We start from the raw sequence: 24917 nt of genomic DNA, 5'->3' as shown, positions 1-24917 counted from the left end.
CTGCCCCCCACCGCTCGCGAGCTCGTGGCGGGGCCCTGCAGCGGCGCCCGGGCGCGGTGACGCCGTGCGGACATCCGCCGCCGGTAGATTGGAGTCCCGTGACCCCGACCGACCCCGGGACGGCCCCGCGGCCGACGGGGAACCGCCCGCTGTCCCTCGCCCGGCTGGCCGACCTGATCGGCGCGCCCGAGGGCTCCGCCGCCGACGTCGCCGTCTCCGGGCTCACGCTGGCGTCCGGCGAGGTGCGCCCCGGCTTCCTGTACGCCGCCCTTCCCGGCGCCCGCACGCACGGCGTGCGCTACGCGGCCGACGCCGCCGCCCGGGGCGCCGTGGCGCTGCTCACGGACCCGGCCGGCCGGGCCGACGCGCTGGCGACCGGCCTGCCGGTGTGCGTCGTCGACGACCCACGGCAGGTGCTCGGGGCCGTCGCCGACCGCGTCTACGGGGAGCCCAGCCGCCGGCTCACCGTCCTGGGGATCACCGGCACCAACGGCAAGACGACGACGAGCTACCTGGTCGAGGCGGGGCTGACCGCCGCCGGGCGGGCCACCGGCCTGATCGGCACGGTCCAGACCCGGACCCGCTCCGCGGACGGCACCGTCAGCGCCCTCCCGAGCGTCCGCACCACCCCGGAGGCGCCCGCCCTGCACGCGCTGCTCGCCGGCATGGCCGACGCCGGGGTGTCCGCCGTCGTCATGGAGGTCTCCAGCCACGCGCTGGTCCAGGGGCGGGTGGGCGGTGTGCGGTTCGCCGCGGCCGGGTTCACCAACCTGGGCCGGGACCACCTGGACTTCCACCACGACATGGAGGACTACTTCCAGGCCAAGGCGCTGCTGTTCGACGGCCGGGCCGACGTGGAGGTCGTCGACGTCGACGACGCCTACGGCCGCCGGCTGGCGGCCCGGGCCGACCGCCCGCGGCCGGTCACCGTCGCCAGCAGCGAGGGGGCGGTGGCCGACTGGACCGCCTCGGACGTGGCCACGGCGCCCGGAGGTGGCTCGACCTTCACGCTGCACGGGCCCGGGGGCCGGAGTTGGCCGGCGCGGCTGCGGCTGCCCGGCAGGTTCAACGTGGCCAACGCGGTGCTGGCGGTGGCCCTGCTGGACGGCATCGGCGTCGCCGTCGAGGACGCGCTCACCGGGCTCGCCGCGACCGTGGTCCCGGGGCGCATGGAGCCGGTGGAGGCCGGCCAGCCCTTCGTCGCCGTCGTCGACTACGCGCACACCCCCGACGCCGTGCGCACCGCGCTCGCGGCCCTGCGGGGCGCCACCCCCGGGCGGCTGATCACCGTGCTCGGGTGCGGTGGTGACCGGGACCCGGGCAAGCGCCCGGAGATGGGCCGGGTGGCCGCCGAGGGCAGCGACGTGCTGGTGGTCACCGACGACAACCCGCGGTCGGAGGACCCGGCCGGCATCCGCGCCGCGATGCTCGCCGGGGCCCGGGAGGTGCCGGCCGACCGTCGCGCGGAGGTGCTCGAGGTGGGGGACCGCCGCGCCGCCCTGGCGACGGCGGTGCGGCTGGCGGAGGCCGGCGACACCCTGCTGGTCGCCGGCAAGGGGCACGAGACGGGCCAGGAGGTGGCCGGCACGGTGCACCCGTTCGACGACCGCACGCAGCTGCTCGAGGTGCTCGCCGGCTCGGGGACGCCGGCATGATCCGGCTGTCGCTGGCCGAGGTGGCGGAGCTGACCGGAGGACGGCTGTCGGTCCCGTCCGACGGCGCGGTCACCGGGAAGGTGACCCTGGACTCCCGCGCGGTCGCCGCGGGCGACCTCTTCGTCGCCGTGGTGGGGGAGCGGGCCGACGGTCACGACTTCCTGGGGGCGGCGGCGGCCGCCGGCGCGGTCGCCGCGCTCGCCACGCGCCCGGATCCGGCCCTCCCGTGCGTCGTCGTCGACGACCCGGTCGACGCGCTCGGCCGCCTCGCCGCCGGCGTCCACGTGCGGCTGACCGCCGCGGGCGTGCGCACGCTGGCCATCACCGGCTCGTCGGGGAAGACCTCCACCAAGGACCTCCTCGGCCAGGTCCTCGCCTCGGCCGGCCCCACGGTGAGCCCGCCGGGCTCCTACAACAACGACATCGGCCTGCCGCTGACCGTGCTCTCCGCCGACGTCACGACCCGGTTCCTCGTGCTCGAGATGGGCGCGCGCGGGCCGGGGCACATCGCCCGCCTGTGCCGGGTGGCCCGGCCCGAGGTCGGAATCGTCCTCAACGTGGGCTCGGCCCACCTGGGCGAGTTCGGCAGCGCCGACGGCATCGCGCAGGCCAAGGGGGAGCTCGTGGAGGCGCTGCCCCCCGAGGGGACCGCCGTCCTCAACGCCGACGACGCGCGGGTGCTCGGCATGGCCGGCCGCACGCGCGCCCGGGTGCTGACCACGGGCCGCGCCGCGCAGGCCGCGGTCCGCGCCGTCGACGTGGGGCTGGACGAGAACGCCCGCGCCCGCTTCACGCTGGTCGCCGGGGGCGAGCGCCACCCGGTGGCGCTGCGGGTGGTCGGCGAGCACCAGGTCGCCAACGCGCTGTCGGCGGCCGGCGCCGCGCTGGCCGTGGGCCTCGCCCCGGCCGCCGTCGCCGCGGCGCTGTCGGCAGCGGAGAGCCGCAGCCGATGGCGCATGGAGGTCGACCGGCGGGCCGACGGCGTCACCGTCGTCAACGACGCCTACAACGCCAACCCCGAGTCGATGCGCGCGGCGCTGGCGGCGCTGACCGGGCTGCCGGGGGAGCGGCGCATCGCCGTCCTGGGGGGCATGGCCGAGCTGGGGCCGGACGCCGCCGCCGAGCACGAGCGGCTGGGCCGCGACGCGGCCGCGGCAGGGGTCGACCTGGTCGTTGCCGTCGGCGCCGATGCGGTAGGCATAGCGGAAGGCGCGGCCGCCGCAGGGCGGCGCGCAGGGGAGGAGTCGGTGCACGTGCCGGACCGGGGCGCTGCCCTCGCGTGGCTCACGGAGGTGCTGCGCCCGGGGGACGTCGTCCTCGTGAAGGCCAGTCGCTCCTACGGCCTGGAGCTGCTCGCGGCCGATCTGCTGGGCGGTGCCGCGCAGTGAGGAGCGTCCTCATCGCCGCGGCCGTCGGTCTGATCATCTCGATCCTCCTGACGCCGCTGGCCATCCGGGCCTTCCGCCGGCAGGGCCTGGGTCAGGAGATCCGCGACGACGGCCCCGAGAGCCACCTGTCGAAGAAGGGCACGCCCACGATGGGCGGCACCGTCATCGTGGGTGCCACCGTGGTCGGCTACGTCGCCGCCCACCTGGTGTTCGTCGGCGAGTCCGGCTGGGGCTTCAGCGCCACCGGGCTGCTGCTGCTGTTCCTCATGGTCGGCATGGGCACCGTCGGATTCCTCGACGACTACCTGAAGATCCGGCACCGGCGCAGCCTGGGGCTGAACAAGACGGCCAAGCTGGTGGGGCAGCTCGTCGTCGGTGTCACCTTCGCGGTGCTGGCGATCAACTTCCCGGACGGGAACGACGTCACCCCGGCGTCGACGGTCGTCTCCTACGTCCGCGACATCGCGCCGCTGGCCCTCGGGCCGATCGCGTTCGTGATCCTGGCCTACCTGTTCATCGCCGGGTTCTCCAACGCGGTGAACCTGACCGACGGGCTGGACGGGCTGGCCGCCGGCGCCTCGGCGATGGTGCTGGCGTCCTACATCGTCATCTCGTTCTGGCAGTTCACCCACGACTGCGCCAACGAGCTGATCGAGGGCTGCTACACCGTCCGGGATCCGCTCGACGTGACCCTCGTGGCCGCGGCGGGCATGGGGGCGTGCCTGGGCTTCCTGTGGTGGAACACCAGCCCGGCCCGCATCTTCATGGGCGACACCGGCTCGCTCGCCCTCGGTGGGCTCCTCTCGGGCCTGGCGATCGTCACCCGCACCGAGCTGCTCCTCGTCGTCCTCGGCGGGCTGTTCGTCGCGGTGACGCTGTCGGTGATCATCCAGGTGGCCTTCTTCCGGGCCACCCGGCGGCGGGTCTTCCGCATGGCACCGCTGCACCACCACTTCGAGCTCGCCGGCTGGACCGAGAACACCGTGATCGTGCGGTTCTGGCTGGTCACCGGCATGGCGGTCGCCTTCGGTCTCGGGCTGTTCTACGCCGACTGGCTGAACTTCGTGGGCCTGTGAGCGTGGCTGCCCCGGCGGTTGCCGGCCGCACCGTCCTCGTCGCCGGGCTGGGCGTCTCGGGCGCCGCAGCCGCGCGGGTGCTGCTGCGCTCCGGCACCCGGGTGCTGCTCGCCGACGCCGCCCGGCCGGAGGTGGTCGACGAGCTGACCGGCGCCGGCGCGGAGTGGCTCGGCGCCACCGAGGCGCTGCCCGGGGGCGTCGACCTCGTCGTCACCTCCCCGGGCTGGCGGCCGGACGCCCCGCTGCTGGTCGACGCCGCGGCTCGCGGGGTCGAGGTGATCGGCGAGCCGGAGCTGGCCTGGCGGCTGCGCATCGCCGGCCCGGGCGGGGAACCGGCACCGTGGCTCGCCGTCACCGGCACCAACGGCAAGACGACGACGGTCACCATGCTGGAGGCGATCCTCATCGCCGCCGGCCACCGCGCCGTGGCGGCCGGCAACGTCGGGCGTCCGCTGGTCGAGGTGGTCACCGCGCGGGACGCCGACGGCGCCCCCGCCTACGACGTCATCGCCGTGGAGCTCTCCAGCTTCCAGCTGCACTGGTCCTCGTCGCTCGCACCCGCCGCCGCTGCCGTGCTCAACGTCGCCGACGACCACACCGACTGGCACGGCTCCTTCGCCGCCTACCGCGACGCGAAGGCCCGCATCCTCGAGCGCGCCCCGGTCGCCGTCGCCGACGCCGGCAACGCGGTGGCCGCCGCACTCGTGGCCGCCCATCCCCGCCCGGTCACCGTGACCCTGGGCGAGCCGGCGCCGGGCCAGCTCGGCGTGCGCGCCGGCGCGCTGGTCGACCGGGCGTTCGCCGTCGACGCGGCGGGGGAGCACCTGCTCACGCGCGGGGACCTACCGGTACCGGGGCCGCACAACACGGTCAACGCCCTGGCCGCCGCGGCGCTGGCCCGCGCGATCGGGGTGCCGGCCGAGGCGGTCGCCCGAGGGCTCGCCCGCTTCCGGGGCGGCGCGCACCGCAACGTGCTGGTCGCCACCGTCGACGGCGTCGACTACGTCGACGACAGCAAGGCGACCAACCCGCACGCCGCCGGAGCATCGCTGGCGGCCTACCCCCGGGTGGTCTGGGTCGCCGGCGGCCTGCTCAAGGGCGCCGACGTCGACCCGCTCGTCGCGGCGGTCGCGCCCCGGCTCGCGGGAGTGGTCCTGCTGGGCCGCGACCGCGCGCAGGTGGCCACCTCGCTGGCGCGACACGCCCCGTCGGTCCCCGTCGTCGAGGTCCCGAGCGGCGACGATGACGGGGTGGGTGGGACTGGTGTGACGGCAGAGGCGACGATGGCCCGCGTCGTCGCCGCGGCCCGCGGGCTGGCGCAGCCGGGGGACACCGTGCTGCTGGCCCCGGCCGCCGCCTCCATGGACGTCTTCCGGGACTACGGCCACCGCGGGCGCGCCTTCGCCGACGCGGTGCGCGGGCTGGCGGCCGGGCGATGACGACGACCGAACGCCCGGTGCGGACCCCGCGGCCGGCCCGCGGTCGCGCCCGAGCCTCGGCGCCCCGCACCCCGCCGCGTCGCTGGACCGGCCCCGCCTGGCTCGACGGTCCGCTGACCAGCTGCCACCTCGTGCTGGGCGCCGCCGGGCTGCTCCTGCTCATCGGCCTGGTCATGGTCTTCTCCGCCTCCGCGATCGAGGCGGCGCTGGCGGACCAGCCGGCGTGGGCGCCCGGCGTCAAGCAACTGGTGCTGGCGTGCATCGGCCTGGGCGCGATGGTGGTCGCGATGCGGCTGCCCGTGGGACTGGTGCGCCGCTGGTCACCCATCGCGCTGCTCGTGGTGATCGGCCTGCTGGTCCTCGTGCTGATCCCGGGCATCGGGCTGGAGCGCAACGGGGCCCGGCAGTGGATCCCGCTGGGCGTCACCGACTTCCAGCCGTCGGAGGCGGGCAAGCTGGTCTTCGCGCTGTGGGGCGCGCACGTGATCGCGCTCCGCGAGCGCTACCTGACGACGAAGTCGCTCCTCGTCCCGGTGGTCCCGGTGTTCGCCCTGCTGGCCTTCCTGCTCATCCTCGAGCCCGACTTCGGCGGGGTGGTGAGCCTGGGCCTGGTGCTCGTCGGCCTGCTGTGGGCCGGCGGGATGCCGATGCGCTGGTTCGCCGCATTCGCCGGCGTCGCGCTGGTGGCGATCGTGGTCATGGTGAAGGCGGCGCCGTACCGCATGGCCCGCATCACCGCGTTCCTCGACCCGTTCGCCGATCCCGACCACACCGGCTTCCAGGCGATCCGCGGCATGTACGCGCTGGCGACCGGCGGCCTCTGGGGCGTCGGCCTGGGCAACAGCGCGATGAAGTGGAACATCCTCCCGGAGGCCGAGTCCGACTACATCTTCGCGATCATCGGCGAGGAGCTGGGCTTCCTCGGGTGCCTGGTGGTCGTGACGCTCTACGGGGTCCTGGCCTACGCCGGTTTCCGCATCGCCCGGCGCTCGGCCGATCGGTTCGTCCAGCTGGCCTGCGTCGCGATCACCGTGTGGCTCATCGGGCAGGCGACCATGAACATGGGGTACGTGGTCGGACTCCTGCCGGTGACCGGGGTGACGCTCCCGCTGATCTCGGCGGGCGGCACCTCCTTGATCCTGACCCTCTTCATCGTCGGCCTGCTCGCCCGGTTCGCCCGGTCCGAGCCGGCCGCCATCGAGGCCCTGCGGACCGCCGAGCGCGGCCGCCTGGCCCGCCTGCTCGCGCCCGCCCCGACCGTGGCCGTGGACCAGGTGCGCCCGCGGCGCTCCGCCGCGGGCGACCTCCCCGAGCGGCCGGTGGTGGGCGGCGCCCGCACGCTCCTGCACGCGCGCGGGGCCGAGCCCCGGCGGTCGCCGGCGCCGGCCGGGCGTCCCGGTGCGGCGGGGCGCCCGCGTGCCGCGGTGCGCACCCCGGCAGCGGCGCGGGAGCCCGTGCGCGCCGCCGCCCCGCGGCAGCGACCGGTCGCGCCGCGCGGCGGCCGCCCGGGAAGCGACCGATGACCGCGGTCCGGTCGGTCGTCCTGGCGGGGGGCGGCACTGGCGGGCACATCGAGCCGATGCTGGCCCTCGCCGACGCGCTCCGGCGGCGGGACGGCGGCCTGCGCCTCACCTGCCTCGGCACGGCGCGCGGGATGGAGACCCGGCTGGTGCCCGCCCGCGGTTACGATCTGCGCCTCATCCCGCCCGTGCCGCTGCCGCGCAAGCCCACGCCCGACCTGCTGCGCGTGCCGGGCCGGGTGGTCCGGTCGGTGTCGCAGACCCGTGCGCTGCTCGACGAGCTGGCCGCCGACGTGGTGGTGGGCTTCGGCGGCTACGTGGCCCTCCCGGCCTACCTGGCCGCCCGCCGGGGCAAGGTGCCGGTGGTCGTGCACGAGCAGAACGCCCTGCCGGGGCTGGCCAACCGCGTCGGAGCCCGCATCGCCGCCCGCGTGGCGGTCACGGTGCCCGGCACGCCGCTGCACCGGGGCGAGCACGTCGGCATGCCCCTGCGCCGGGCCATCTCCTCGCTCGACCGGGCCGCCCTCCGGGCGGAGGCGCGGGCGGAGTTCGGGCTGGACCCCGACCGGCCGACCCTGCTGGTGTTCGGCGGCTCGCAGGGCGCCGCGTCGCTCAACCGCGCCGCAGTCGCCGCGGCCGACGCGCTGACCGGCGCAGGGGTGCAGGTACTGCACGCCCGCGGGCCCAAGAACACCGACGTCACCGTCCCCGCCCGCGCTGTGGGGCAGGCGCCGTACGTCGTCGTCGACTACCTGGAGCGCATGGACCTCGCCTACGCCGCCGCCGACCTGGCGCTGTGCCGCTCCGGCGCGGTCACCGTGGCCGAACTCTCGGCCGTCGGGCTGCCCGCGGCGTTCGTCCCGCTGCCCATCGGCAACGGCGAGCAGCGGCGCAACGCGCTGCCGGTGATCGAGGCCGGCGGCGGGCTCCTGGTGGAGGACGCCGACCTCGGCCCCGAGTGGATCACCGGCACCCTGCTGCCGCTGCTCACCGACCCGACCGCCCTGGCCGGGCTCGCCCGGCACGCCGCCGCGGCCGGCGTGCCCGACGCCGACGAGCGGCTGGCCGACATCGTCTGCGAGGTGGCGAGCGCATGACTGCCCACTCCGTCGCGGCCTGGACCGGGCCGGTCCCGTCCCTCCCCGAGCTGGGGGCCGTGCACTTCATCGGGATCGGAGGGGCCGGCATGAGCGGGATCGCCCGGATCCTGCTCGCCCGCGGGGTCCCGGTCTCCGGCTCCGACCGGCGGGACAGCCCCACCCTCCTGGCGCTGCGGGCCCTCGGTGCGCGGGTGGAGCTGGGGCACGACGGCGCGCACGTCGGCGAGGCCGACACGGTCGTCGTCTCCACGGCGATCCGGGCGGACAACCCCGAGCTCGCCGCCGCCCGGGAGCAGGGCCTGCGCATCCTCCCCCGGGCGGTCGCCCTGGCCGCGGTGATGGCCGGGCGGCGCAGCGTCGCCGTCGCCGGCACGCACGGGAAGACCTCGACCACCTCGATGCTCACCGTCGCCGCCCAGGCCTGCGGGGTCGACGCCTCCTTCGCGATCGGCGGCAACCTGAACGAGTCGGGCAGCAACGCGCACGCGGGGGAGGGCGACGTCTTCGTCGCCGAGGCCGACGAGAGCGACCGCTCGTTCCTCCTCCTGTCGCCCTTCGCCGCGATCGTCACCAACGTCGAGGCCGACCACCTGGACAACTACGGCGACCTGGCGGCCGTGGAGACCGCGTTCGACCAGTTCCTGCAGACGGTCGACCCCGGCGGTTTCGTGGTGCTCTGCGCCGACGACCCGGGCGCCGCGCGGTTGCGGACGGTGCCCGCCCCGGCGCGGGTGCGCACCTACGGCACGGCCGAGGACGCCGACCTGCGGCTGGTCGACCTTGCGGTCGGCCGCGAGCACACCACGTACACGGCGCTCCTGGGCGGCACCGAGCTCGGCCGGGTGCGGATCCGGGTCCCCGGCGAGCACATGGCGCGCAACAGCGCGGCGGCGCTGCTCGCCGGCCTGGAGCTGGGGCTGCCGGCGGAGGGCCTGATCGAGGGGCTGGGCCGGTTCGGCGGCGTGCACCGCAGGTTCGAGCTCAAGGGGACCGCCGGGGGCGTGCGGGTCTATGACGACTACGCCCACCACCCGACCGAGGTCGCCGCGCAGCTCCGCGCCGCCCGGGCGGTGGCGGGGGAGGGGCGCCTGGTGGTGGCCTTCCAGCCGCACCTCTACAGCCGGACCCAGGAGTTCGCCGAGGGCTTCGGCGCGGCGCTGGGCCTCGCCGACGAGGTCGTGGTCATGGACGTCTACGGCGCCCGGGAGGACCCGGTGCCGGGCGTGACCGGGGCGATGGTGGCCGACGCCGTGCCGCTGCCGGCCGAGCAGGTGCACTTCGAACCGTCCTGGTCGGCCGCCGGGCCGGCGCTGGCGGCCCGGGCCCGTCCCGGGGACCTGGTCATGACGATGGGCGCCGGGGACGTCTCCATGGTGGGGCCCGAGGTGCTCGACGCGCTGCGCGCCGCGGAGGGGACGGCCGGGGAGGGCGACACGGCGGACACCGGTCGGTGAACAGGACCGGCAGCACCACCCGCGATCGGACGCGGCGCAGCCGTGGCCGGGCCGACCGCCCGCCGGCCGACCGCAGGCCTGCCGACCGCCGCGGCGCCCGGGTCACCCCGCTGCCCGATCGGCGTCCGTCGCGGCGGAGCACCCGCCGGCGGCGTTCCCTGCAGGTCGCGACGGCGGTGACGGTCGTGGCCGGGCTCTGCTGGCTGCTGTGGCTGGGCCCGGTGCTGGCGGTCCGCACGGTGCAGGTGGACGGGACGGCGACGCTGTCGGCCGACCAGGTACGCGAGGTGGCGCGGGTGCCCGACGGCGTACCGCTGCTGCGGGTCGACCTGGGCGCCGTCGAGGACCGCGTGTCCCGGCTGCCGCAGGTCCGCGACGTCCAGGCGGCGCGCGGATGGCCCGACCGGATCGTCGTCACCGTCGCCGAGCGGGTGCCGGTGGCCGTCGTCGGCCCGCCCGGCCGGCGGTCGCTGGTCGACGCGGACGGGGTCCTGTTCGACAGCCTCACCGGCCCCGCGCCGCGCGGGGTGGTGCCGCTGGTCGTGACCGATCCGGGACCGGACGACGCCGCGACCCGGGCCGGGCTGGCCGCGATCGGCGCGCTGCCCGGCCGGCTGCGCGAGGACGTCGTCGAGGTCGCCGCCCCCGACGCGGAGTCGATCAGCCTCGCGCTGACCGACGGCACGGTGGTGGCCTGGGGCGGTGCCGAGGAGTCGGCGACCAAGGGCGAGGTGCTCGTCGCGCTGCTGGACCGGATCGCTGACGGCGAGCTCCCACCGGCGGAGCTGATCGACGTCAGCGCGCCGGACGCCGTCGTCCTGCGCTGACCGTGCGGCCGCCCGTGGCGGACCGTCGCCAGGTGGCTGCGCAGCGGCTCGGCTGAGCCGTCCGGGCGACACGCCGGTCGGTGCGACACGCCCGACACGCGCTCCGGCCCCGGATCTTTCTGCTCACCCCGGCCGGTGGGGCCTGCAGCCCGGGATGAGACGGATCCGGGGCGAGTCGTCACACCTCGTGGTGAGAATGTGACCAGTGAGTCCCGAGGGTTCGGTGCGATTCGGCACCGCCGACACGCCGACCCGGAGAGGGTGCTTGTAGCGCCGTTCGGCACACACCTAACTTCATCCCCGTCGACCGAGTTGACATAACTGTAAGGCTGAACTTGAGGATGAGGGTCCAGTTGGGGAGCGCCGCATGACACCTCCGCACAACTATCTAGCGGTCATCAAGGTCGTCGGCATCGGCGGCGGCGGGGTGAACGCGGTCAATCGCATGATCGAAGTCGGCCTCAAGGGGGTCGAATTCATCGCGATCAACACCGATGCGCAGGCGCTGCTGATGAGCGACGCCGACGTCAAGCTCGACGTCGGCCGCGAGCTCACCCGCGGGCTCGGCGCGGGCGCGCAGCCCGACGTCGGCCGGCAGGCCGCCGAGGACCACCGCGAGGAGATCGAGGAGGTCCTCAAGGGCGCCGACATGGTCTTCGTGACCGCGGGGGAGGGCGGCGGCACCGGCACCGGTGGCGCGCCCGTCGTCGCCTCGATCGCCCGCAAGCTCGGTGCGCTGACGATCGGCGTCGTGACCCGTCCCTTCGCGTTCGAGGGCAAGCGTCGCGCCGTGCAGGCCGAGTCGGGCATCGAGGAGCTGCGCAACGAGTGCGACACGCTCATCGTCATCCCGAACGACCGGCTGCTGCAGCTGGGCGACCGGAACGTGAGCGTCATGGACGCCTTCCGCACCGCCGACCAGGTGCTGCTCTCCGGTGTCCAGGGCATCACCGACCTGATCACCACGCCCGGCCTGATCAACCTGGACTTCGCCGACGTCAAGTCGGTCATGTCCGGCGCGGGCTCGGCGCTCATGGGGATCGGCAGCGCACGCGGTGACAACCGCGCCCTGCTGGCGGCGGAACAGGCGATCGCCTCGCCGCTGCTGGAGGCGTCGATGGAGGGCGCCCACGGCGTCCTGCTGTCGATCTCGGGCGGGTCGGACCTCGGTCTGTTCGAGATCAACGAGGCCGCCTCGCTGGTCTCCGATGCCGCGCACCCGGACGCCAACATCATCTTCGGCGCGGTCATCGACGACGCGCTCGGGGACGAGGTCCGGGTCACCGTGATCGCCGCGGGCTTCGACGGCGGCCGGCCCAACACGCGCTCGGACGGGGCCGCGGTGACCAGTGCGGTCCAGGCACCGGTGTCCACCGGCGGCGCCTCGCCGTTCGCGGCGCCCCGTCGGCCGGTGGCTGCCCCGCCGGTCGCCAGCGCCCCGCCGCCCGCCGCGGCGCCGGCACCCGCCCCGGCCCCGGCCGCCCCGCCGGCCACCGGTGAGCGGCTCGCCCAGCAGGCGCCGTCGGGCTCCGCGGGCCGGCCGGCTGCGGGGGGCGGGCTGACCGTGCCGCCGCTGCCGCCCATCCCGGGGCCGGCCGCGAACGGCCGTCGGCCGCTGTCCAACGAGGACTTCGAGGAGGAGCTGGACATCCCGGAGTTCCTCAAGGGCTGAAGGACCCCCCCGGCCCCCCCCGACAGGGGGGCCGTTCCGGCGCGTCACCTCGTAGGCTTCGCCTACATGGATACGAATCCGGCCGCTCCGTCGGCGGTGCGACCCCGCAGGGTCGTCACCGACCGGCGGGGCGGCCGTTCCCGTTCTCCGTACGACTCCTTCAACCTGGGGTCCCACGTCGGTGACGATCCCGGGGACGTCGCGGCCAACCGGGCCCGCGTGGCCCGGGAACTCGGCGTGCCGCAGGGCCACCTGGTGTGGATGGACCAGGTCCACGGCAGCGGCGTGGCCGTCGTCGACGGGCCGCAGGACCGGCCGGTCGCCGCCACCGACGCCCTGGTCACCGCCACCCCGGGGCTGGTGCTCGCCGTGCTGGCCGCCGACTGCGTGCCCGTGCTGCTGGCCGACCACGAGACGGGTGTCGTCGCGGCCGTGCACGCCGGCCGCGAGGGCGTCCGGCAGGGGGTGCTGCCCGCGGCGCTGTCGGCGATGGCGAGCCTGGGCGCCCGTGCCCGGCACGTGACCGCCCTGCTCGGCCCCGCGGTCTGCGGTGCCTGCTACGAGGTGCCCGAGGCGATGCAGGCCGACGTCGCGCGGGTCGCACCGGCGGCCGCGGTCCGCACCCGCTCGGGCACCCCCGGGCTCGATCTCCGGGCCGGGGTGGAGGAGGTCCTCCGCCGCGCCGGAATCCCGGAGGTGGTGCAGGACCCGCGCTGCACCGTCGAGGACCCCACCCTCTTCTCCCACCGGCGCGACGGCGTCACCGGCCGCCAGGCCGGGCTGGTCTGGCTGGCATGAGGACCCCCGTGCCCCCCGTCGCTCGCCGGCTCGCGGCGGGCCCCTGCGCGGGGGCCGGTCGCTGGGAGGACACTCCAGGACGTGAGCTCGCTCGCTGAGAACCTGCGCGCGGTGCGCGCCCGCATCGACCGCGCCGCCCGGGCCGCCGGGCGCGACCCCGCGACCGTCTCCCTCCTCGCGGTGAGCAAGACCTGGCCCGCGGACGACGTGCGCGCGCTGGCCGCGCTCGGCCAGCGGGACTTCGGCGAGAACCGCGTGCAGGAGCTGCTGGGGAAGGCCGCGGCGCTCGCCGACGTGGAGCTGCGGTGGCACGTCGTCGGCCAGCTGCAGCGCAACAAGGCCGCCGCGGTGGCCCGGACCGGGGCGGTCGTCCACTCGCTGGACCGAGCCGCCCTGGCCGCGACGCTGGACCGCGCCGGCCAGGAGACCGGCCGGCCGGTGGACGTGCTCGTGCAGGTGGACCTCGGCGGGCCCGAGGGCCGGCTCGCCGCGCGTGGCGGGGCGCGCCCGGAGGAGGTCCCCGCGCTCGCCGACCTCGTCGCGTCGGCGCCGGGGCTGCGGCTGCGCGGGCTCATGGCCGTGGCTCCCCGGGGCGAGCGACCGGCCCCCGCGTTCGCCCGGCTGGCCGCCCTGGCCGACCGCCTGCGCGCCGACCACCCGCAGGCGGTGGAGGTCTCCGCGGGCATGAGCGCCGACCTGGAGGAGGCGGTCGCGGCGGGCGCGACGATCGTGCGTGTCGGAACCGCCTTGTTCGGTGCCCGCCCCCTACCCTGCGGTGAGTTCGAGGAACACCAGCCACGCGAGTCACAGCAGTCACACGAGCCGCTCGAGCACCGGGCGGACGGGGACGATGTGACGACGACCGTGCAGACGCGACGCTGAGGACACCAGCAGAGGGGGAGGTCCGATGGCCGGAACCATGCGGAGGATGGGGATCTACCTGGGGCTCGTCGAGGACGACGACCCCCGCGGCTACGGCCGGTACGACGCCCGCCCGTCGGACGAGCTCGACCGCGACCGTCGCTACGGCCGCTACGAGGAGGACCGCTACGGCGAGGGCTACGCCGATCGCGGCTACGCCGATGACGACGACTACGCCGACGGGTACGCCGACGACGAGCCCGCTCCCGCCGAGGTCCCCGCGGCCCGCGACCCCGAGCCCATCTCGGTGCGCCGCATCCAGGCCCGCCCGCTCGGCCTCGCGCCGGTCGGCGCCGGGTCCGGGTCGACCGGCGCCCGCGCGCTGAGCACCACCAGCGGCCCCGTCGCCGCGGCCGGCCTGGCCGTCCGCGAGCCGGTGGCGGCCCCCGAGCCCGAGCCGGAGGCGGCGCCCGCACCCGCGGCCAAGAGCTACCAGGTCGTCACGCTGCACCCGCGCACGTACAACGAGGCGCGCACCATCGGGGAGCGCTTCCGCGACGGCATGCCGGTCATCATGAACCTGACCGAGATGGACGACGCCGACGCCAAGCGGCTCGTCGACTTCGCTGCGGGCCTGAGCTTCGGACTGCGCGGTAGTATCGAGCGCGTCACGGCGAAGGTCTTCCTGCTCAGTCCGCAGGATGTCGCCGTCACCGCTGAGGACAAGGCGAAGATCCGCGAGGGCGGGTTCTCCGACAAGTCCTGAGCGGCGTGGAGTGGAGTCGGCACCCGGGGGTGCCCTGATCGAGCGGGGCCCGTGTCTCTTTTCTGGCAGATCGTCTCGTCGGTGCTGCTCGTCTTCCTCATCCTGCTCTTCGCGCGCTTCGTCGTCGACTGGGTGATGGTGCTGGCGCGCAGCTGGCGGCCCTCGGGCGCCGTCGCGGCCGGACTCGAGATCGTCTACTCCACCACCGACCCGCCGTTGCGGGCGGTGCGGAAGGTGATCCCGCCGCTGAACCTGGGGTCCATCCGACTGGACCTCGGGTTTATGGTGCTGCTGATCGCCGTGGTGGTTCTCCGGAACGTCACGCTCGCACTCGCATGACCGCTGAAACCCCCCGGGTCAGTGCCGTCGGACGGTGGCGCTCCGCCGCCGGTCCCACCACGTACCTGTTCCCGCCGTCCGACCTGAGGTGACCTGCGATGCCACTCACGCCTGCCGACGTGCACAACGTCGTCTTCAAGAAGCCGCCCATCGGCAAGCGGGGCTACGACGAGGACGAGGTCGACGCGTTCCTCGACGTCGTGGAGGCCGAGCTGGCCCGCCTGATCGAGGAGAACAACGAGCTGCGCTCCAGCGTGGGCCGTGCCGGCGCCCGCGCGGAGGAGCGGCCCGAGCCGCCGGCTCCCGCCCCCGCACCGCCGGCCGCCCCGGCGCCGCCGCCGGTCCAGCAGCCCCGGGAGGACGACAGCGCCCGGGCCTCGCGCATGCTCGCGCTGGCCACCGAGACCGCTGACCGCTACGTCAACGAGGCCAAGACCCAGGCCGAGCAGATGCTCAGCGGCGCCAAGACCAACAGCGAACGGCTGATGAGCGACGCGCGCGCCAAGAGCGAGCAGATGGTCGCCGAGGCCAAGCACCGCGCCGACTCCATGATCGGCGACGCGCGGACCCGCGCGGAGACGGTCGAGCGGGAGGCCCGCGCCAAGGCCGCCGCGCTCGACCAGGACGCCGAGCGCCGGCACATCGAGGTCATGGGCAGCCTCGAGGAGAAGCGCAGCAGCCTGGAGCGCAAGATCGAGGAGCTGCGCACGTTCGAGCGCGAGTACCGCACCCGGCTGCGGTCCTACCTCGAGTCGCACCTGCGCGACCTCGACAGCCGCGGCTCCGCTGAGCCCGCCAGCGCGGGCCGGCAGAACCAGCACGCCAGCGCCTGAGAAAGGCCCCCTCCTCCCCACCCCTCGCACGCTCGGGGCGGGACCCGGGAGGGGGTCGAAGGCCCCGGACCCCACGGTCCGGGGCCTTCGTCATGTCCGGGGGCGCGCGGCCGGCAGCGCGCGGTCGCCCTCGCCCCACGGCGAGGGCCCCGGACCGATCCGGTCCGGGGCCCTCGGTGCAGCGGGGGAGAGGGGCTCAGCCCTTGACGCTCCCGGCCAGCAGGCCGCGGACGAAGTAGCGCTGCAGGGCGAGGAACACGATGAGCGGGACGATCATCGAGACGAACGCGCCCGCCGCGAGCAGGAACCAGTCCGAGCCGCGGGAGCCCGCCAGCTCCGCCACCCGCACCGTCAGCGGCGCCACGTCCGAGCTGCCGCCGGCGAAGGTGAGGCCGACCAGCAGGTCGTTCCACACCCACAGGAACTGGAAGACGCCGAACGCGGCGATGGCCGGCGTGAGCAGCGGCAGCAGCACCTGGAAGAAGATCTTCACGTGCCCGGCGCCGTCCATCCGGGCCGCCTCGACGAGCGACGCCGGGATCTCCTTCATGAAGTTGTGCAGCAGGAAGATCGCCAGGGGGAGCGCGAAGATCGAGTGGGCGAGCCACACGGTCCAGAACGAGCCGGCGATGTCCGCGTCGACGAAGAGCCGCAGCAGCGGGATGAGGGTCACCTGCAGCGGAACCACCTGCAGGGCGAACACCGCGACGAAGAGCATGTTGCTGCCGCGGAACGGGATCCACGCGAAGGCGTAGGACGCCAGCAGCGCCAGGCTGATGGGGATCACCACGGCGGGCAGCGTGATGACGACCGAGTTGACGAAGAGCTGGGCGAAGTTGGTGCTACCCCCGTAGAGGACCTCGTTGTAGTTGTCGAGGGTGAACTCGGGGTTGCTGAACGCCGTCCACCAGCCGGAGCGGCGGATGTCGATCTCCGGGCGGAACGAGGTGATCAGCAGCCCGAGCGTCGGCACCGTCCAGAGCACTGCGATCACGATCGCGATGATCGAGGCCGCCGGGGAGCTCAGCTTCTTCTTCGCGGCGGCCGAGCGCCGTCCCGGGCGGCCGAGCTTGCGGTCCTCGGGCGGAGCGGGCGCCATCACCGGCACGGTGGTGGTCATCGGATCTCCTCGGCCAGCCGCAGCTGGCGGACGTTGTAGGCGATGATCGGGATCACGAGGATGAACAGCAGCACCGCCAGCGCGGCCCCGAGGCCGAAGTTGAACTGGCGGAAGGACTGCGTGTAGAACTCGTTGGCCACCACGCTGGTGCCGAAGTTGCCGCCGGTCATCGTGCGCACCACGTCGAAGACCTTGAGCGAGACGATCGCGACGGTGGTCAGCACCACGACGAGCGCCGGCCGGATGCTCGGCACCGTGATGTGACGGAACATCTGCAGCCCGGTCACCCCGTCCAGTCGCGCGGCCTCGACCACGTCGTCGGGGATGGCCTTGATCGCCGCCGACAGCACCGTCATCGCGAAGCCGGCCTGGATCCACACCATGACGGCGATCAGGTAGAAGGTGTTGGACGGCTGGTTGAGCAGGAACTGCTGCGGTTCGATGCCCACGAGCGTCAGCAGCTGGTTGAGCAGGCCGATCTGGTTCACCCCCGGCTGGTCGGGGCGGAACTCGTACATGAACTTCCAGATCACCCCGGCGCCGACCATGGAGATCGCCATGGGCAGGAAGACCAGCGCCTTGGCCAGCGACTCGAAGCGGGTGCGGTCGACCAGATAGGCGTAGACCAGCCCGAGGCCGGTGGTGAGCAGCGGCACCAGGACCACCCACAGGACGGTGTTGCGCAGCACCGTCTGGAAGTTGTCCTCGGTGAAGACGGTGACGTAGTTGTCCCAGCCGACGAACTGCGAGGTGTCCCGGTTGTAGAAGGAGGCGCGGATCGTCTCCACCGCCGGGTACACGAGGCCGACCAGGAGCATGAGGAGCGTCGGGCCGAGGAAGCCGGCGACGACCACCCAGGTGGGCACCCGCTTCGGCCGGTCGACGGCGAGGAGGATGCCGCCCATCACGAGCACGAACAGGACGATGGCGACCGCCATCAGGGCGAACTTGTGCCCCGTGGTGGTGGCGTCGAGGAACCACTGCACTGCGCGCGACCTCTCCCGCGACGGCGGAGGCCGGGGGACCGCAGGGCACTGCGATCCCCCGGCGTCCGGGGTGGTGGGGGCCGGTCAGCCGTGCGGCCGACCGGCCCCCGTGGTGGAGTGCGTCAGGACGCCGGCCAGGCGTTCTCGACGTCGGTCAGGACGGCCTCGGTGGGCTTGTCGTTGGAGATCCAGTTGGTCAGCTCCGTCCAGAGCCGGCCGGCACCGATCTCGCCGGGCAGCAGGTCCGAGCCGTCGAAGCGGAACACCGACTCGGGGTCCTGGAACAGCTCCGCCGACAGCTGGTCGATCGGCGACTCCAGGTTGTCGATCTCCAGACCGGTGTTGGCGCTGACCCAGCCGGGACCGGAGACCTGGGCCTTGACGTTGGCCCAGTCGGCCGTCGACAGGTAGGTCTGCAGGGCCTGGGTGGCCGGGCGGTCGTTGAAGGCCGCGACGAACTCGCCACCGCCCAGGACCGGGGCCGAGTCCCCGTCGATGGGCGGCAGCGGGAAGGCGAAGACGTCGCCGTCCTCACCGATCTCGGTGCCCTCGGGCCAGTTGGCCTGGTAGAACGACGCCGCGCGGTGCATCCAGCAGGTGCCCTCGAGGATCGGGTTGCCCGCATCGGTCCACTCGGTGGAGGCGATCGACTGCACCCCGCCGAAGCCGCCGTTGACGAACTCCTCGTTCTTCAGGATGTCGCCGACGGTGTCCAGCGCCTCGACGACCGCGGGGTCGTTGAACGGGATCTCGTGGTTGACCCACTGGTCGTAGACCTCGGGGCCGGCCGTGCGGAGGAGGACGTCCTCCAACCAGTCGGTGGCCGGCCAGCCGGTGGCCTCGCCGGAGCCGATGCCCGCGCACCACGGCTTCGCGCCGGTGGCGGCGATCTCCTCGGAGAGGGTGATCATCTCGTCCCAGGTCTCGGGGATCTCGTACCCGGCCTCCTCGAACATCGAGGGGGAGTACCAGACGAAGGACTTGGCGTTGGCGCCGAGCGGAGCGGCGTAGAAGGTGTCGTCGACGGTGCCGTACTCCTTCCAGCTCTCGTCCCAGTACTCGTCGACGTTCTGCCCCACCTGGGCCGGGGGCTCGACCACGTCACCGGAGTCGACCAGGTTCGCCAGCAGGCCGGGCTGCGGGATGAAGGCCAGGTCGGGGGCGTTGCCGCTCTGGGTGCGGACGACGAGCTGCGCCTCGAACTCGCGCGAGCCCTCGTACTGCACGTCGACGCCCGTGCACTCCTCGAACGGCACGTAGGAGTCGATGTGCGGCTGGTCCTCGGGGGCGACGATGGAGCTGTAGACGCTGACGGTCTCACCCTCCAGGTCGCCGAACTCCTCGTAGGGCGCGCAGTCGATCTCCAGGTCGGCCGCGGCCTGGCTGCCGCCGCCGCCACCTCCGCCGGACGTCTCGTCGGCGCCGCACCCGGTGAGCAGGAGCGTCAGCCCCACCCCGCCGGCCAGGGCTGCTGCGCCGCGGCCTCTCGCACGCTTGGTCATGTGGTCCCCTCCAGACTCCTGCGGCTTCGTCGCCGCATCGTGTGACTCCGTGCCCGGCACCCGCTGGCGGGTGCGGCCGCTCACATCCGTCGGCGACCCTAGCCGCGCGGCAAGCCCCCGGCGGCCACGGTCCCGTAACGGTTGCGCAACCTCCGAGCGGTAGTGGCCCGTTCGTCGGTGCTGTGTCCGGGAGCATATGGGAGCGCTCCCACGCTGTCCCGTCGTCAGCGCACGATCGGGGGAGGAATCGCGACCCCGGGGGTGACCCGGACGGGGACGACGGCGCGGGCCTGGTGGTCGTACCGGCCCCCGGCGTGCCAGAGTGACGACACCGCTCGGCGCAGGAAGGGACCCATGGCCGCCATCACGTACGACCACGCCACGCTCGTCTACCCCGGGGCGGAGCACCCGTCGGTCGATGCGCTGGACCTCCAGATCGCCGACGGCGAGTTCCTGGTCCTGGTCGGCCCGTCGGGCTGCGGCAAGTCGACGTCGCTGCGGATGCTGGCCGGGCTGGAGGAGGTCACCGACGGCAGGATCCTGGTCGGCGACCGCGACGTCACGCACCTGCCGCCGAAGGACCGGGACATCGCGATGGTGTTCCAGAACTACGCGCTGTACCCGCACATGACGGTCGCCGAGAACATGGGCTTCGCCCTGAAGATCGCCGGCGTCTCCAAGGAGGAGCGGCAGACCCGGGTCCAGGAGGCCGCGCGCATCCTCGACCTCGAGCCCTACCTCGACCGGAAGCCCAAGGCGCTGTCGGGCGGGCAGCGGCAGCGGGTGGCGATGGGGCGGGCGATCGTGCGCCAGCCGCAGGTGTTCCTCATGGACGAGCCGCTGTCCAACCTCGACGCCAAGCTGCGCGTGCAGACCCGTACCGAGATCGCCGCGCTCCAGCGCCGGCTCGGCGTCACCACGGTCTACGTCACCCACGACCAGGTCGAGGCCATGACGATGGGCGACCGGGTCGCGGTGCTCAACGCGGGGGTGCTCCAGCAGGTCGACACCCCCCGCAACCTGTACGACGCGCCGGCCAACGTGTTCGTCGCGGGCTTCATCGGCTCACCGGCCATGAACCTCGTGCCCGTGACGCTGACCGAGGGCGGCGCCCGCGTGGGCGAGCACCCGGTGCCGCTGCCCCGGGAGGCGCTGTCGGCGCTCGCCCACGAGGGCGGCACCACCGCCACCCTGGGCTTCCGGCCGGAGTCGGTCGAGTTCGTGGGCGCCGGGGAGGGCATCCCGGTCGAGGTCCTCATCGTGGAGGAGCTCGGCTCGGACGCCTTCGCGTACGGCCGGCTCGCCACGGGGCAGACCGGCGGCGACGACGAGCAGGTGGTGCTCCGGGCCGACCCCCGCCGCCCGCCGCAGAAGGGCGACGTCGTGCACGTGGCGATCCGCCCGGGAGAGGCGCACCTCTTCTCCGCACAGACCGGGCTGCGGGTCACCCAGGCCCCCGGCTGACCCCCGCGGCACGGCGCGCGGCGGGCGCCCGTCGGACGGCGCGCCCTACAGTCCAGCTGTGATCGTGATCGCCGCAGTGCTCCTGCTGCTGGGCCTCGGGCTCTTCATCGGCGGGCTGCTCACCGGCACCACCGCCCTGTACTGGGGCTGCGTGGCCGCCTGCGTCGTGGCCGCGGGCGTCCTGGTCGTGGCCCGGCGGCAGATCGCGGAGCGGACGGCTCCCACGACCACGGCTCCCACGACCACGGCTCCCACGACCACGGCTCCCACGACCACGGCTCCCACGACCACGGCTCCCACGACCACGGCTCCCACGACCACGGCTCCCACGACCACGGCTCCCACGACCACGGCCGCCGCCGACGCCGCCCCGGCGGCGACCGGGCCCGACCTCTCGACCGGCGCGACCGCCGTCCCGCCCGCGGACCCGTCGGCCGTCGCCGAGCCGGTGGCGGGCGGGGAGCAGCCGGCGGGGGGGAGCGAGCGGCCCCCGTCGGGAGCGGGCCGCGCCCGGGGTGCCGCACCCGAGGCCGGGGAGCCGCCGGTCGAGGAGGTCGAGGTCACCGATCTGCTGATCGTCGTGGACCTCACCGACGACGTCCTGGTGGTCGACGAGCACCCGCGGTACCACGTCCCCGGCTGTCTCCACCTCCAGGGCCACGAGCCCATCCCGCTGCCGTTGGACGAGGCGCGCACCGACGGGTTCACCCCGTGCGGGGCGTGCCGCCCGGACCGCACGCTCGCCGACCGGGCCCGCGCCCGCAGGGGCAGCGGCGCCTGAGCCGCTGCCCCGCCCGCTCCCCGGCGAGCGGGGCGGACAGCTACGAGCCGGCCCTGGCCACCCAGAAGCGCGAGCCCTCCGGACCTTCGACGCCCTCGCCCGCCCCGGCGGTGCCGGCGTGCACGGCGACGGCGAGCACCTCGCCGGCCAGCTGCTCCTCGTGCTCGGTGAGCGCCTGCGCCATGGCGCCGTCGGCGGTCCAGAAGAGCTCGATCCGGTCGCTGACCTCCAGCCCACCGGCCTTGCGCGCCTCCTGCACCAGCCGCACCGCCTCACGGAACAGCCCGGCCCGCTCCAGCTCGGGGGTGAGCGTGAGGTCCAGCGCCACCGTCAGACCCCCGGCGCTGGCGACGGTCCAGCCCTCGCGCGGGGTCTCGGTGACCACCAGGTCGCCCTCCTCGAGCGGCACGGGGGAGCCGTCGACCTCCACGCTCGCGGTGCCGGCCCGGTAGGCCGCCACCAGGCTGGGGGCGTCGGCAGCGGCGACCGCCTTGGCCACCGCCTGCACCTGCTTGCCCAGGCGGCGCCCCACGGCGCGGAAGTCGATCTTGACGTTGACGTCGACCAGGTCGCCGCCGACCGCGGCGAGCTCGAGCACCTCCGCCACGTTGAGCTCGTCGGCCACCTCGGCGACCAGGTCGCGGGGGAGCGCCCCCCACCCCGGCGCGGCCACGACGGCGCGGGCCAGCGGCTGCCGGGTGCGAACCCTGGCGGAGGTCCGGGCCGAGCGCCCTTGCTCCACCAGGCGGCGCACCAGTGCCATCTGCTCGACCAGGGCGCCGTCCAGCGCGTCCTCGTCGACGGCCGGCCAGGAGGCCAGGTGCACCGAGTCCGGCGCCTCCGAGCCGCCCAGGCCCGGGACGACGGCGCGGGTCCACACCTCGTCGGTGACGAACGGCGTGAAGGGGGCCATGAGGCGGGTCAGGCCGTCGAGCACCTCGTGCAGCGTGCCCAGGGCGGAGGCGTCGCCGTCCCAGAAGCGGCGCCGCGACCGCCGCACGTACCAGTTGGAGAGGTCGTCGACGAACTGGGCGAGGAGCCGGCCGGCGCCCTGGGTGTCGAAGTCCTCCAGGGCCGCCGTCACGTCGCGGGTCACCGCGGCCAGCTCCGCGAGGGCCCACCGGTCCAGCAGCGGGCGCTCGGCGCGGGCGGGCGCGGGCGCGGTGGCGGGGTCCCAGCCGTTGGTCTCGGCGTAGAGCGTGAAGAAGCTGGCGGTGTTCCAGTAGGTGAGCAGCACCTTGCGGACCACCTCGGACAGCGTCTCGTGGCCGACCCGGCGGGCGGACCAGGGCGAGCCGCCGGCCAGCATGAACCAGCGGACGGCGTCGGCGCCGTGCCGGTCCATCAGCGGGATCGGCTCGAGGATGTTGCCCAGGTGCTTGCTCATCTTGCGGCCGTCCTCGGCCAGGATGTGGCCCAGGCACAGCACGTTCTCGTACGAGCTCTGCCCGAACACCAGCGTGCCGACGGCCATGAGCGAGTAGAACCAGCCGCGGGTCTGGTCGATGGCCTCGGCGATGAACTGCGCCGGGTAGGCGGCCTCGAAGCGCTCCTGGTTGCGGTGCGGTGCCCCCCACTGGGCGAAGGGCATCGAGCCGGAGTCGTACCAGGCGTCGATGACCTGCGGCACCCGCCGGTAGGTGCCCGCCTCGCCCTCCCGCGTGAAGGTGATCTCGTCGATGAACGGCCGGTGCGGGTCGAGGTCGGAGAGGTCACGGCCGGTCAGCTCCGACAGCTCGGCCAGGGACTCGACGACGACGATGCGCGACGGGTCCTCGTCGTTGCGCCACACCGGCAGCGGGGTGCCCCAGTACCGGTCGCGCGACAGCGCCCAGTCGACGTTGTTGTTCAGCCAGTCGCCGTAGCGGCCGGTCTTGATGTTCTCGGGGTACCAGCGGGTCTTCTCGTTCTCGGCGAGCAGCTGGTCCTTGATCGCGCTGGTGCGGATGTACCAGGACGGCTGGGCGTAGTACATCAGCGGCGTGTGGCAGCGCCAGCAGTGCGGATAGCTGTGCTCGTACCGGATCTCCCGGAACAGCACGCCGCGGGCCTGCAGGTCCTCGACCAGCGCCGCGTCGGCCGCCTTGAAGAAGTGCCCGCCGACCAGCGGGATCTCGGCCAGGAAGTGCCCGGTCGCGTCGATCGGGTTGACCACCGGCAGCCCGTAGCCGCGGCAGACCGCGAGGTCGTCGGCGCCGAAGGCGGGGGACTGGTGCACCAGGCCGGTGCCGTCGTCGGTGGTCACGTAGTCGGCGAGCACCACGTAGTGGGCGTCCCCGTCGGGGAACTCCACCAGCTCGAACGGTCGCCGGTAGTGCGTGCGCTCCCAGTCGCGGCCGGGGGCGCTACCGAGCACCTCGACGTCCTCACCGAGGACGGCGGCCACCAGCGGCTCGGCCACGACGACCGGCACGTCGTCGCTACCGGCGGCGCGGGCGACGACGTAGGTGACCTCCGGGTGCACGGCGACGGCGGTGTTGCTGGGGAGCGTCCACGGCGTCGTCGTCCAGATCAGCAGGTCGGCCCGGCCGGCCCACTCGCCGTCGAGGACCGGCAGCCGCACGTACACCGACGGGTCGGTGATGGTCTCGTACCCCTGGGCGACCTCGTGGTCGGAGAGGCCGGTGCCGCAGCGCGGGCAGTACGGGGCCACCCGGTGGTCCTCGACCAGCAGGCCCTTCTCGAAGACCTGCTTGAGCGACCACCAGACGCTCTGGACGTACGCCGGGTCCATCGTCCAGTAGGCGGTGGACATGTCGACCCAGTAGCCCATGCGCCGGGTCAGCTCGGTGAAGGCGTCGACGTGCCGCTCCACCGAGGCCCGGCAGCGGGCGTTGAACTCGGCGATGCCGAACCGCTCGATGTCCGGCTTGCCGGCGAAGCCCAGCTCCTGCTCCACCGCGATCTCCACGGGCAGGCCGTGGCAGTCCCACCCGGCCCGGCGGGGCACGTGCCAGCCCTGCATCGTCTTGAACCGCGGGAAGACGTCCTTGAACGCGCGCGCCTCGATGTGGTGGGTGCCGGGGCGGCCGTTCGCCGTCGGCGGGCCCTCGTAGAAGTTCCACTGCGGGCGGCCCTGCGAGGCCTCCAGCGACCGGTCGAAGACCTTCTCGCTCTCCCAGCGCTCCAGGATGCCGCGCTCCAGGGCGGGGAGGTCGACCTGCGGGGGCAGCGCGGAGAAGGGGCCGGGTGAGGTCACGGGCACCATCATCCCCGACCCGGGCGGCGGCCCCGGGCGCCGGGCCCCCAACCGGGGGTGCCCGCCCCCGCCCCAAGGCAGACTTACCCCAAGAGGTGGGGGCGAGGGTGAAAGCGGCCGTCAACCACGCGCTGGCG

General features: G+C 74.5%; 20 protein-coding genes. 16 read left to right on the top strand and 4 right to left on the bottom strand.

Annotation, left to right across the window (positions count from 1 at the left end; genetic code table 11):
• The first annotated feature begins 98 nt into the window (after nucleotides 1-98).
• From ACI79Q_RS18745 to wag31, 14 genes are all read left to right on the top strand, one after another.
• Nucleotides 99-1655, top strand: coding sequence for a UDP-N-acetylmuramoyl-L-alanyl-D-glutamate--2,6-diaminopimelate ligase (locus tag ACI79Q_RS18745; RefSeq protein WP_456615164.1), 1557 nt, complete (start codon nucleotides 99-101; stop codon nucleotides 1653-1655).
• A complete protein-coding gene (locus ACI79Q_RS18740) occupies nucleotides 1652-3043 on the top strand; it encodes a UDP-N-acetylmuramoyl-tripeptide--D-alanyl-D-alanine ligase (RefSeq protein WP_456599782.1) in 1392 nt (463 codons plus the stop codon). Before ACI79Q_RS18745 ends, ACI79Q_RS18740 begins: the two co-directional genes overlap by 4 nt.
• Nucleotides 3040-4119, top strand: coding sequence for a phospho-N-acetylmuramoyl-pentapeptide-transferase (mraY, locus tag ACI79Q_RS18735; protein ID WP_456589466.1), 1080 nt, complete (start codon nucleotides 3040-3042; stop codon nucleotides 4117-4119). The genes ACI79Q_RS18740 and mraY overlap by 4 nt, the downstream gene beginning before the upstream one ends.
• A complete protein-coding gene (murD, locus tag ACI79Q_RS18730) occupies nucleotides 4116-5558 on the top strand; it encodes a UDP-N-acetylmuramoyl-L-alanine--D-glutamate ligase (protein ID WP_456589465.1) in 1443 nt (480 codons plus the stop codon). Before mraY ends, murD begins: the two co-directional genes overlap by 4 nt.
• Complete coding sequence (ftsW, locus tag ACI79Q_RS18725; RefSeq protein ID WP_456589464.1) at nucleotides 5555-7081, top strand: putative lipid II flippase FtsW; 1527 nt, start codon at nucleotides 5555-5557, stop codon at nucleotides 7079-7081. The genes murD and ftsW overlap by 4 nt, the downstream gene beginning before the upstream one ends.
• Nucleotides 7078-8175: an undecaprenyldiphospho-muramoylpentapeptide beta-N-acetylglucosaminyltransferase gene (murG, locus tag ACI79Q_RS18720; RefSeq protein ID WP_456589463.1), complete on the top strand. Its 1098-nt coding sequence runs from the start codon at nucleotides 7078-7080 to the stop codon at nucleotides 8173-8175. The genes ftsW and murG overlap by 4 nt, the downstream gene beginning before the upstream one ends.
• Nucleotides 8172-9632: a UDP-N-acetylmuramate--L-alanine ligase gene (gene murC, locus ACI79Q_RS18715; RefSeq protein WP_456589462.1), complete on the top strand. Its 1461-nt coding sequence runs from the start codon at nucleotides 8172-8174 to the stop codon at nucleotides 9630-9632. Before murG ends, murC begins: the two co-directional genes overlap by 4 nt.
• Nucleotides 9629-10459: a cell division protein FtsQ/DivIB gene (locus ACI79Q_RS18710; protein WP_456589461.1), complete on the top strand. Its 831-nt coding sequence runs from the start codon at nucleotides 9629-9631 to the stop codon at nucleotides 10457-10459. The genes murC and ACI79Q_RS18710 overlap by 4 nt, the downstream gene beginning before the upstream one ends.
• Before the next feature lie 367 nt (nucleotides 10460-10826).
• Nucleotides 10827-12131 carry a cell division protein FtsZ gene (gene ftsZ / locus ACI79Q_RS18705; protein ID WP_456589460.1) on the top strand — a complete coding sequence of 435 codons (1305 nt, stop codon included), beginning with the start codon at nucleotides 10827-10829 and terminating at the stop codon, nucleotides 12129-12131.
• 66 nt (nucleotides 12132-12197) lie between these two features.
• Nucleotides 12198-12929, top strand: coding sequence for a peptidoglycan editing factor PgeF (gene pgeF / locus ACI79Q_RS18700; protein WP_456615163.1), 732 nt, complete (start codon nucleotides 12198-12200; stop codon nucleotides 12927-12929).
• Nucleotides 12930-13010: 81 nt separating this feature from the next.
• The gene (locus ACI79Q_RS18695) at nucleotides 13011-13811 is read left to right on the top strand and encodes a YggS family pyridoxal phosphate-dependent enzyme (RefSeq protein WP_456589458.1); all 801 of its coding nucleotides are present in this window, start codon (nucleotides 13011-13013) and stop codon (nucleotides 13809-13811) included.
• Nucleotides 13812-13836: 25 nt separating this feature from the next.
• Nucleotides 13837-14556, top strand: coding sequence for a cell division protein SepF (locus ACI79Q_RS18690; protein ID WP_456589457.1), 720 nt, complete (start codon nucleotides 13837-13839; stop codon nucleotides 14554-14556).
• Between the two features lie 51 nt (nucleotides 14557-14607).
• Nucleotides 14608-14895 (top strand): YggT family protein, encoded by a 288-nt coding sequence (locus tag ACI79Q_RS18685; RefSeq protein WP_456589456.1) that lies wholly within the window; start codon nucleotides 14608-14610, stop codon nucleotides 14893-14895.
• 98 nt (nucleotides 14896-14993) lie between these two features.
• On the top strand, nucleotides 14994-15728 hold the full coding sequence (gene wag31 / locus ACI79Q_RS18680) for a DivIVA-like cell division protein Wag31 (protein WP_456589455.1): 735 nt from the start codon (nucleotides 14994-14996) through the stop codon (nucleotides 15726-15728).
• A gap of 196 nt (nucleotides 15729-15924) precedes the next feature.
• Here wag31 and ACI79Q_RS18675 read toward each other — a convergent pair whose 3' ends face one another.
• The 3 genes from ACI79Q_RS18675 to ACI79Q_RS18665 all read right to left on the bottom strand — a co-directional run bounded on the left by ACI79Q_RS18675 (nucleotide 15925) and on the right by ACI79Q_RS18665 (nucleotide 19336).
• Nucleotides 15925-16848: a carbohydrate ABC transporter permease gene (locus tag ACI79Q_RS18675; RefSeq protein WP_456589454.1), complete on the bottom strand. Its 924-nt coding sequence runs from the start codon at nucleotides 16846-16848 to the stop codon at nucleotides 15925-15927.
• A complete protein-coding gene (locus tag ACI79Q_RS18670) occupies nucleotides 16845-17834 on the bottom strand; it encodes a carbohydrate ABC transporter permease (protein WP_456589453.1) in 990 nt (329 codons plus the stop codon). Before ACI79Q_RS18670 ends, ACI79Q_RS18675 begins: the two co-directional genes overlap by 4 nt.
• A gap of 122 nt (nucleotides 17835-17956) precedes the next feature.
• Nucleotides 17957-19336: an ABC transporter substrate-binding protein gene (locus ACI79Q_RS18665; protein WP_456615162.1), complete on the bottom strand. Its 1380-nt coding sequence runs from the start codon at nucleotides 19334-19336 to the stop codon at nucleotides 17957-17959.
• A 354-nt stretch (nucleotides 19337-19690) separates the two neighbouring features.
• Between ACI79Q_RS18665 and ACI79Q_RS18660 the strand changes: the two genes are divergently transcribed.
• Nucleotides 19691-20800: an ABC transporter ATP-binding protein gene (locus ACI79Q_RS18660; RefSeq protein ID WP_456589451.1), complete on the top strand. Its 1110-nt coding sequence runs from the start codon at nucleotides 19691-19693 to the stop codon at nucleotides 20798-20800.
• A gap of 58 nt (nucleotides 20801-20858) precedes the next feature.
• Nucleotides 20859-21581 (top strand): hypothetical protein, encoded by a 723-nt coding sequence (locus tag ACI79Q_RS18655; protein WP_456615161.1) that lies wholly within the window; start codon nucleotides 20859-20861, stop codon nucleotides 21579-21581.
• Nucleotides 21582-21621: 40 nt separating this feature from the next.
• On the opposite strand, the gene ileS is transcribed toward ACI79Q_RS18655, so the two are convergent.
• On the bottom strand, nucleotides 21622-24789 hold the full coding sequence (ileS, locus tag ACI79Q_RS18650) for an isoleucine--tRNA ligase (protein WP_456589562.1): 3168 nt from the start codon (nucleotides 24787-24789) through the stop codon (nucleotides 21622-21624).
• Between the last annotated feature and the right edge of the window lie 128 nt (nucleotides 24790-24917).

The organism is Blastococcus sp. SYSU DS0828 (assembly GCF_054050975.1).
Note: the sequence above shows the minus strand (reverse complement) of the source record. Positions and strands in the feature narration are given on the sequence as shown.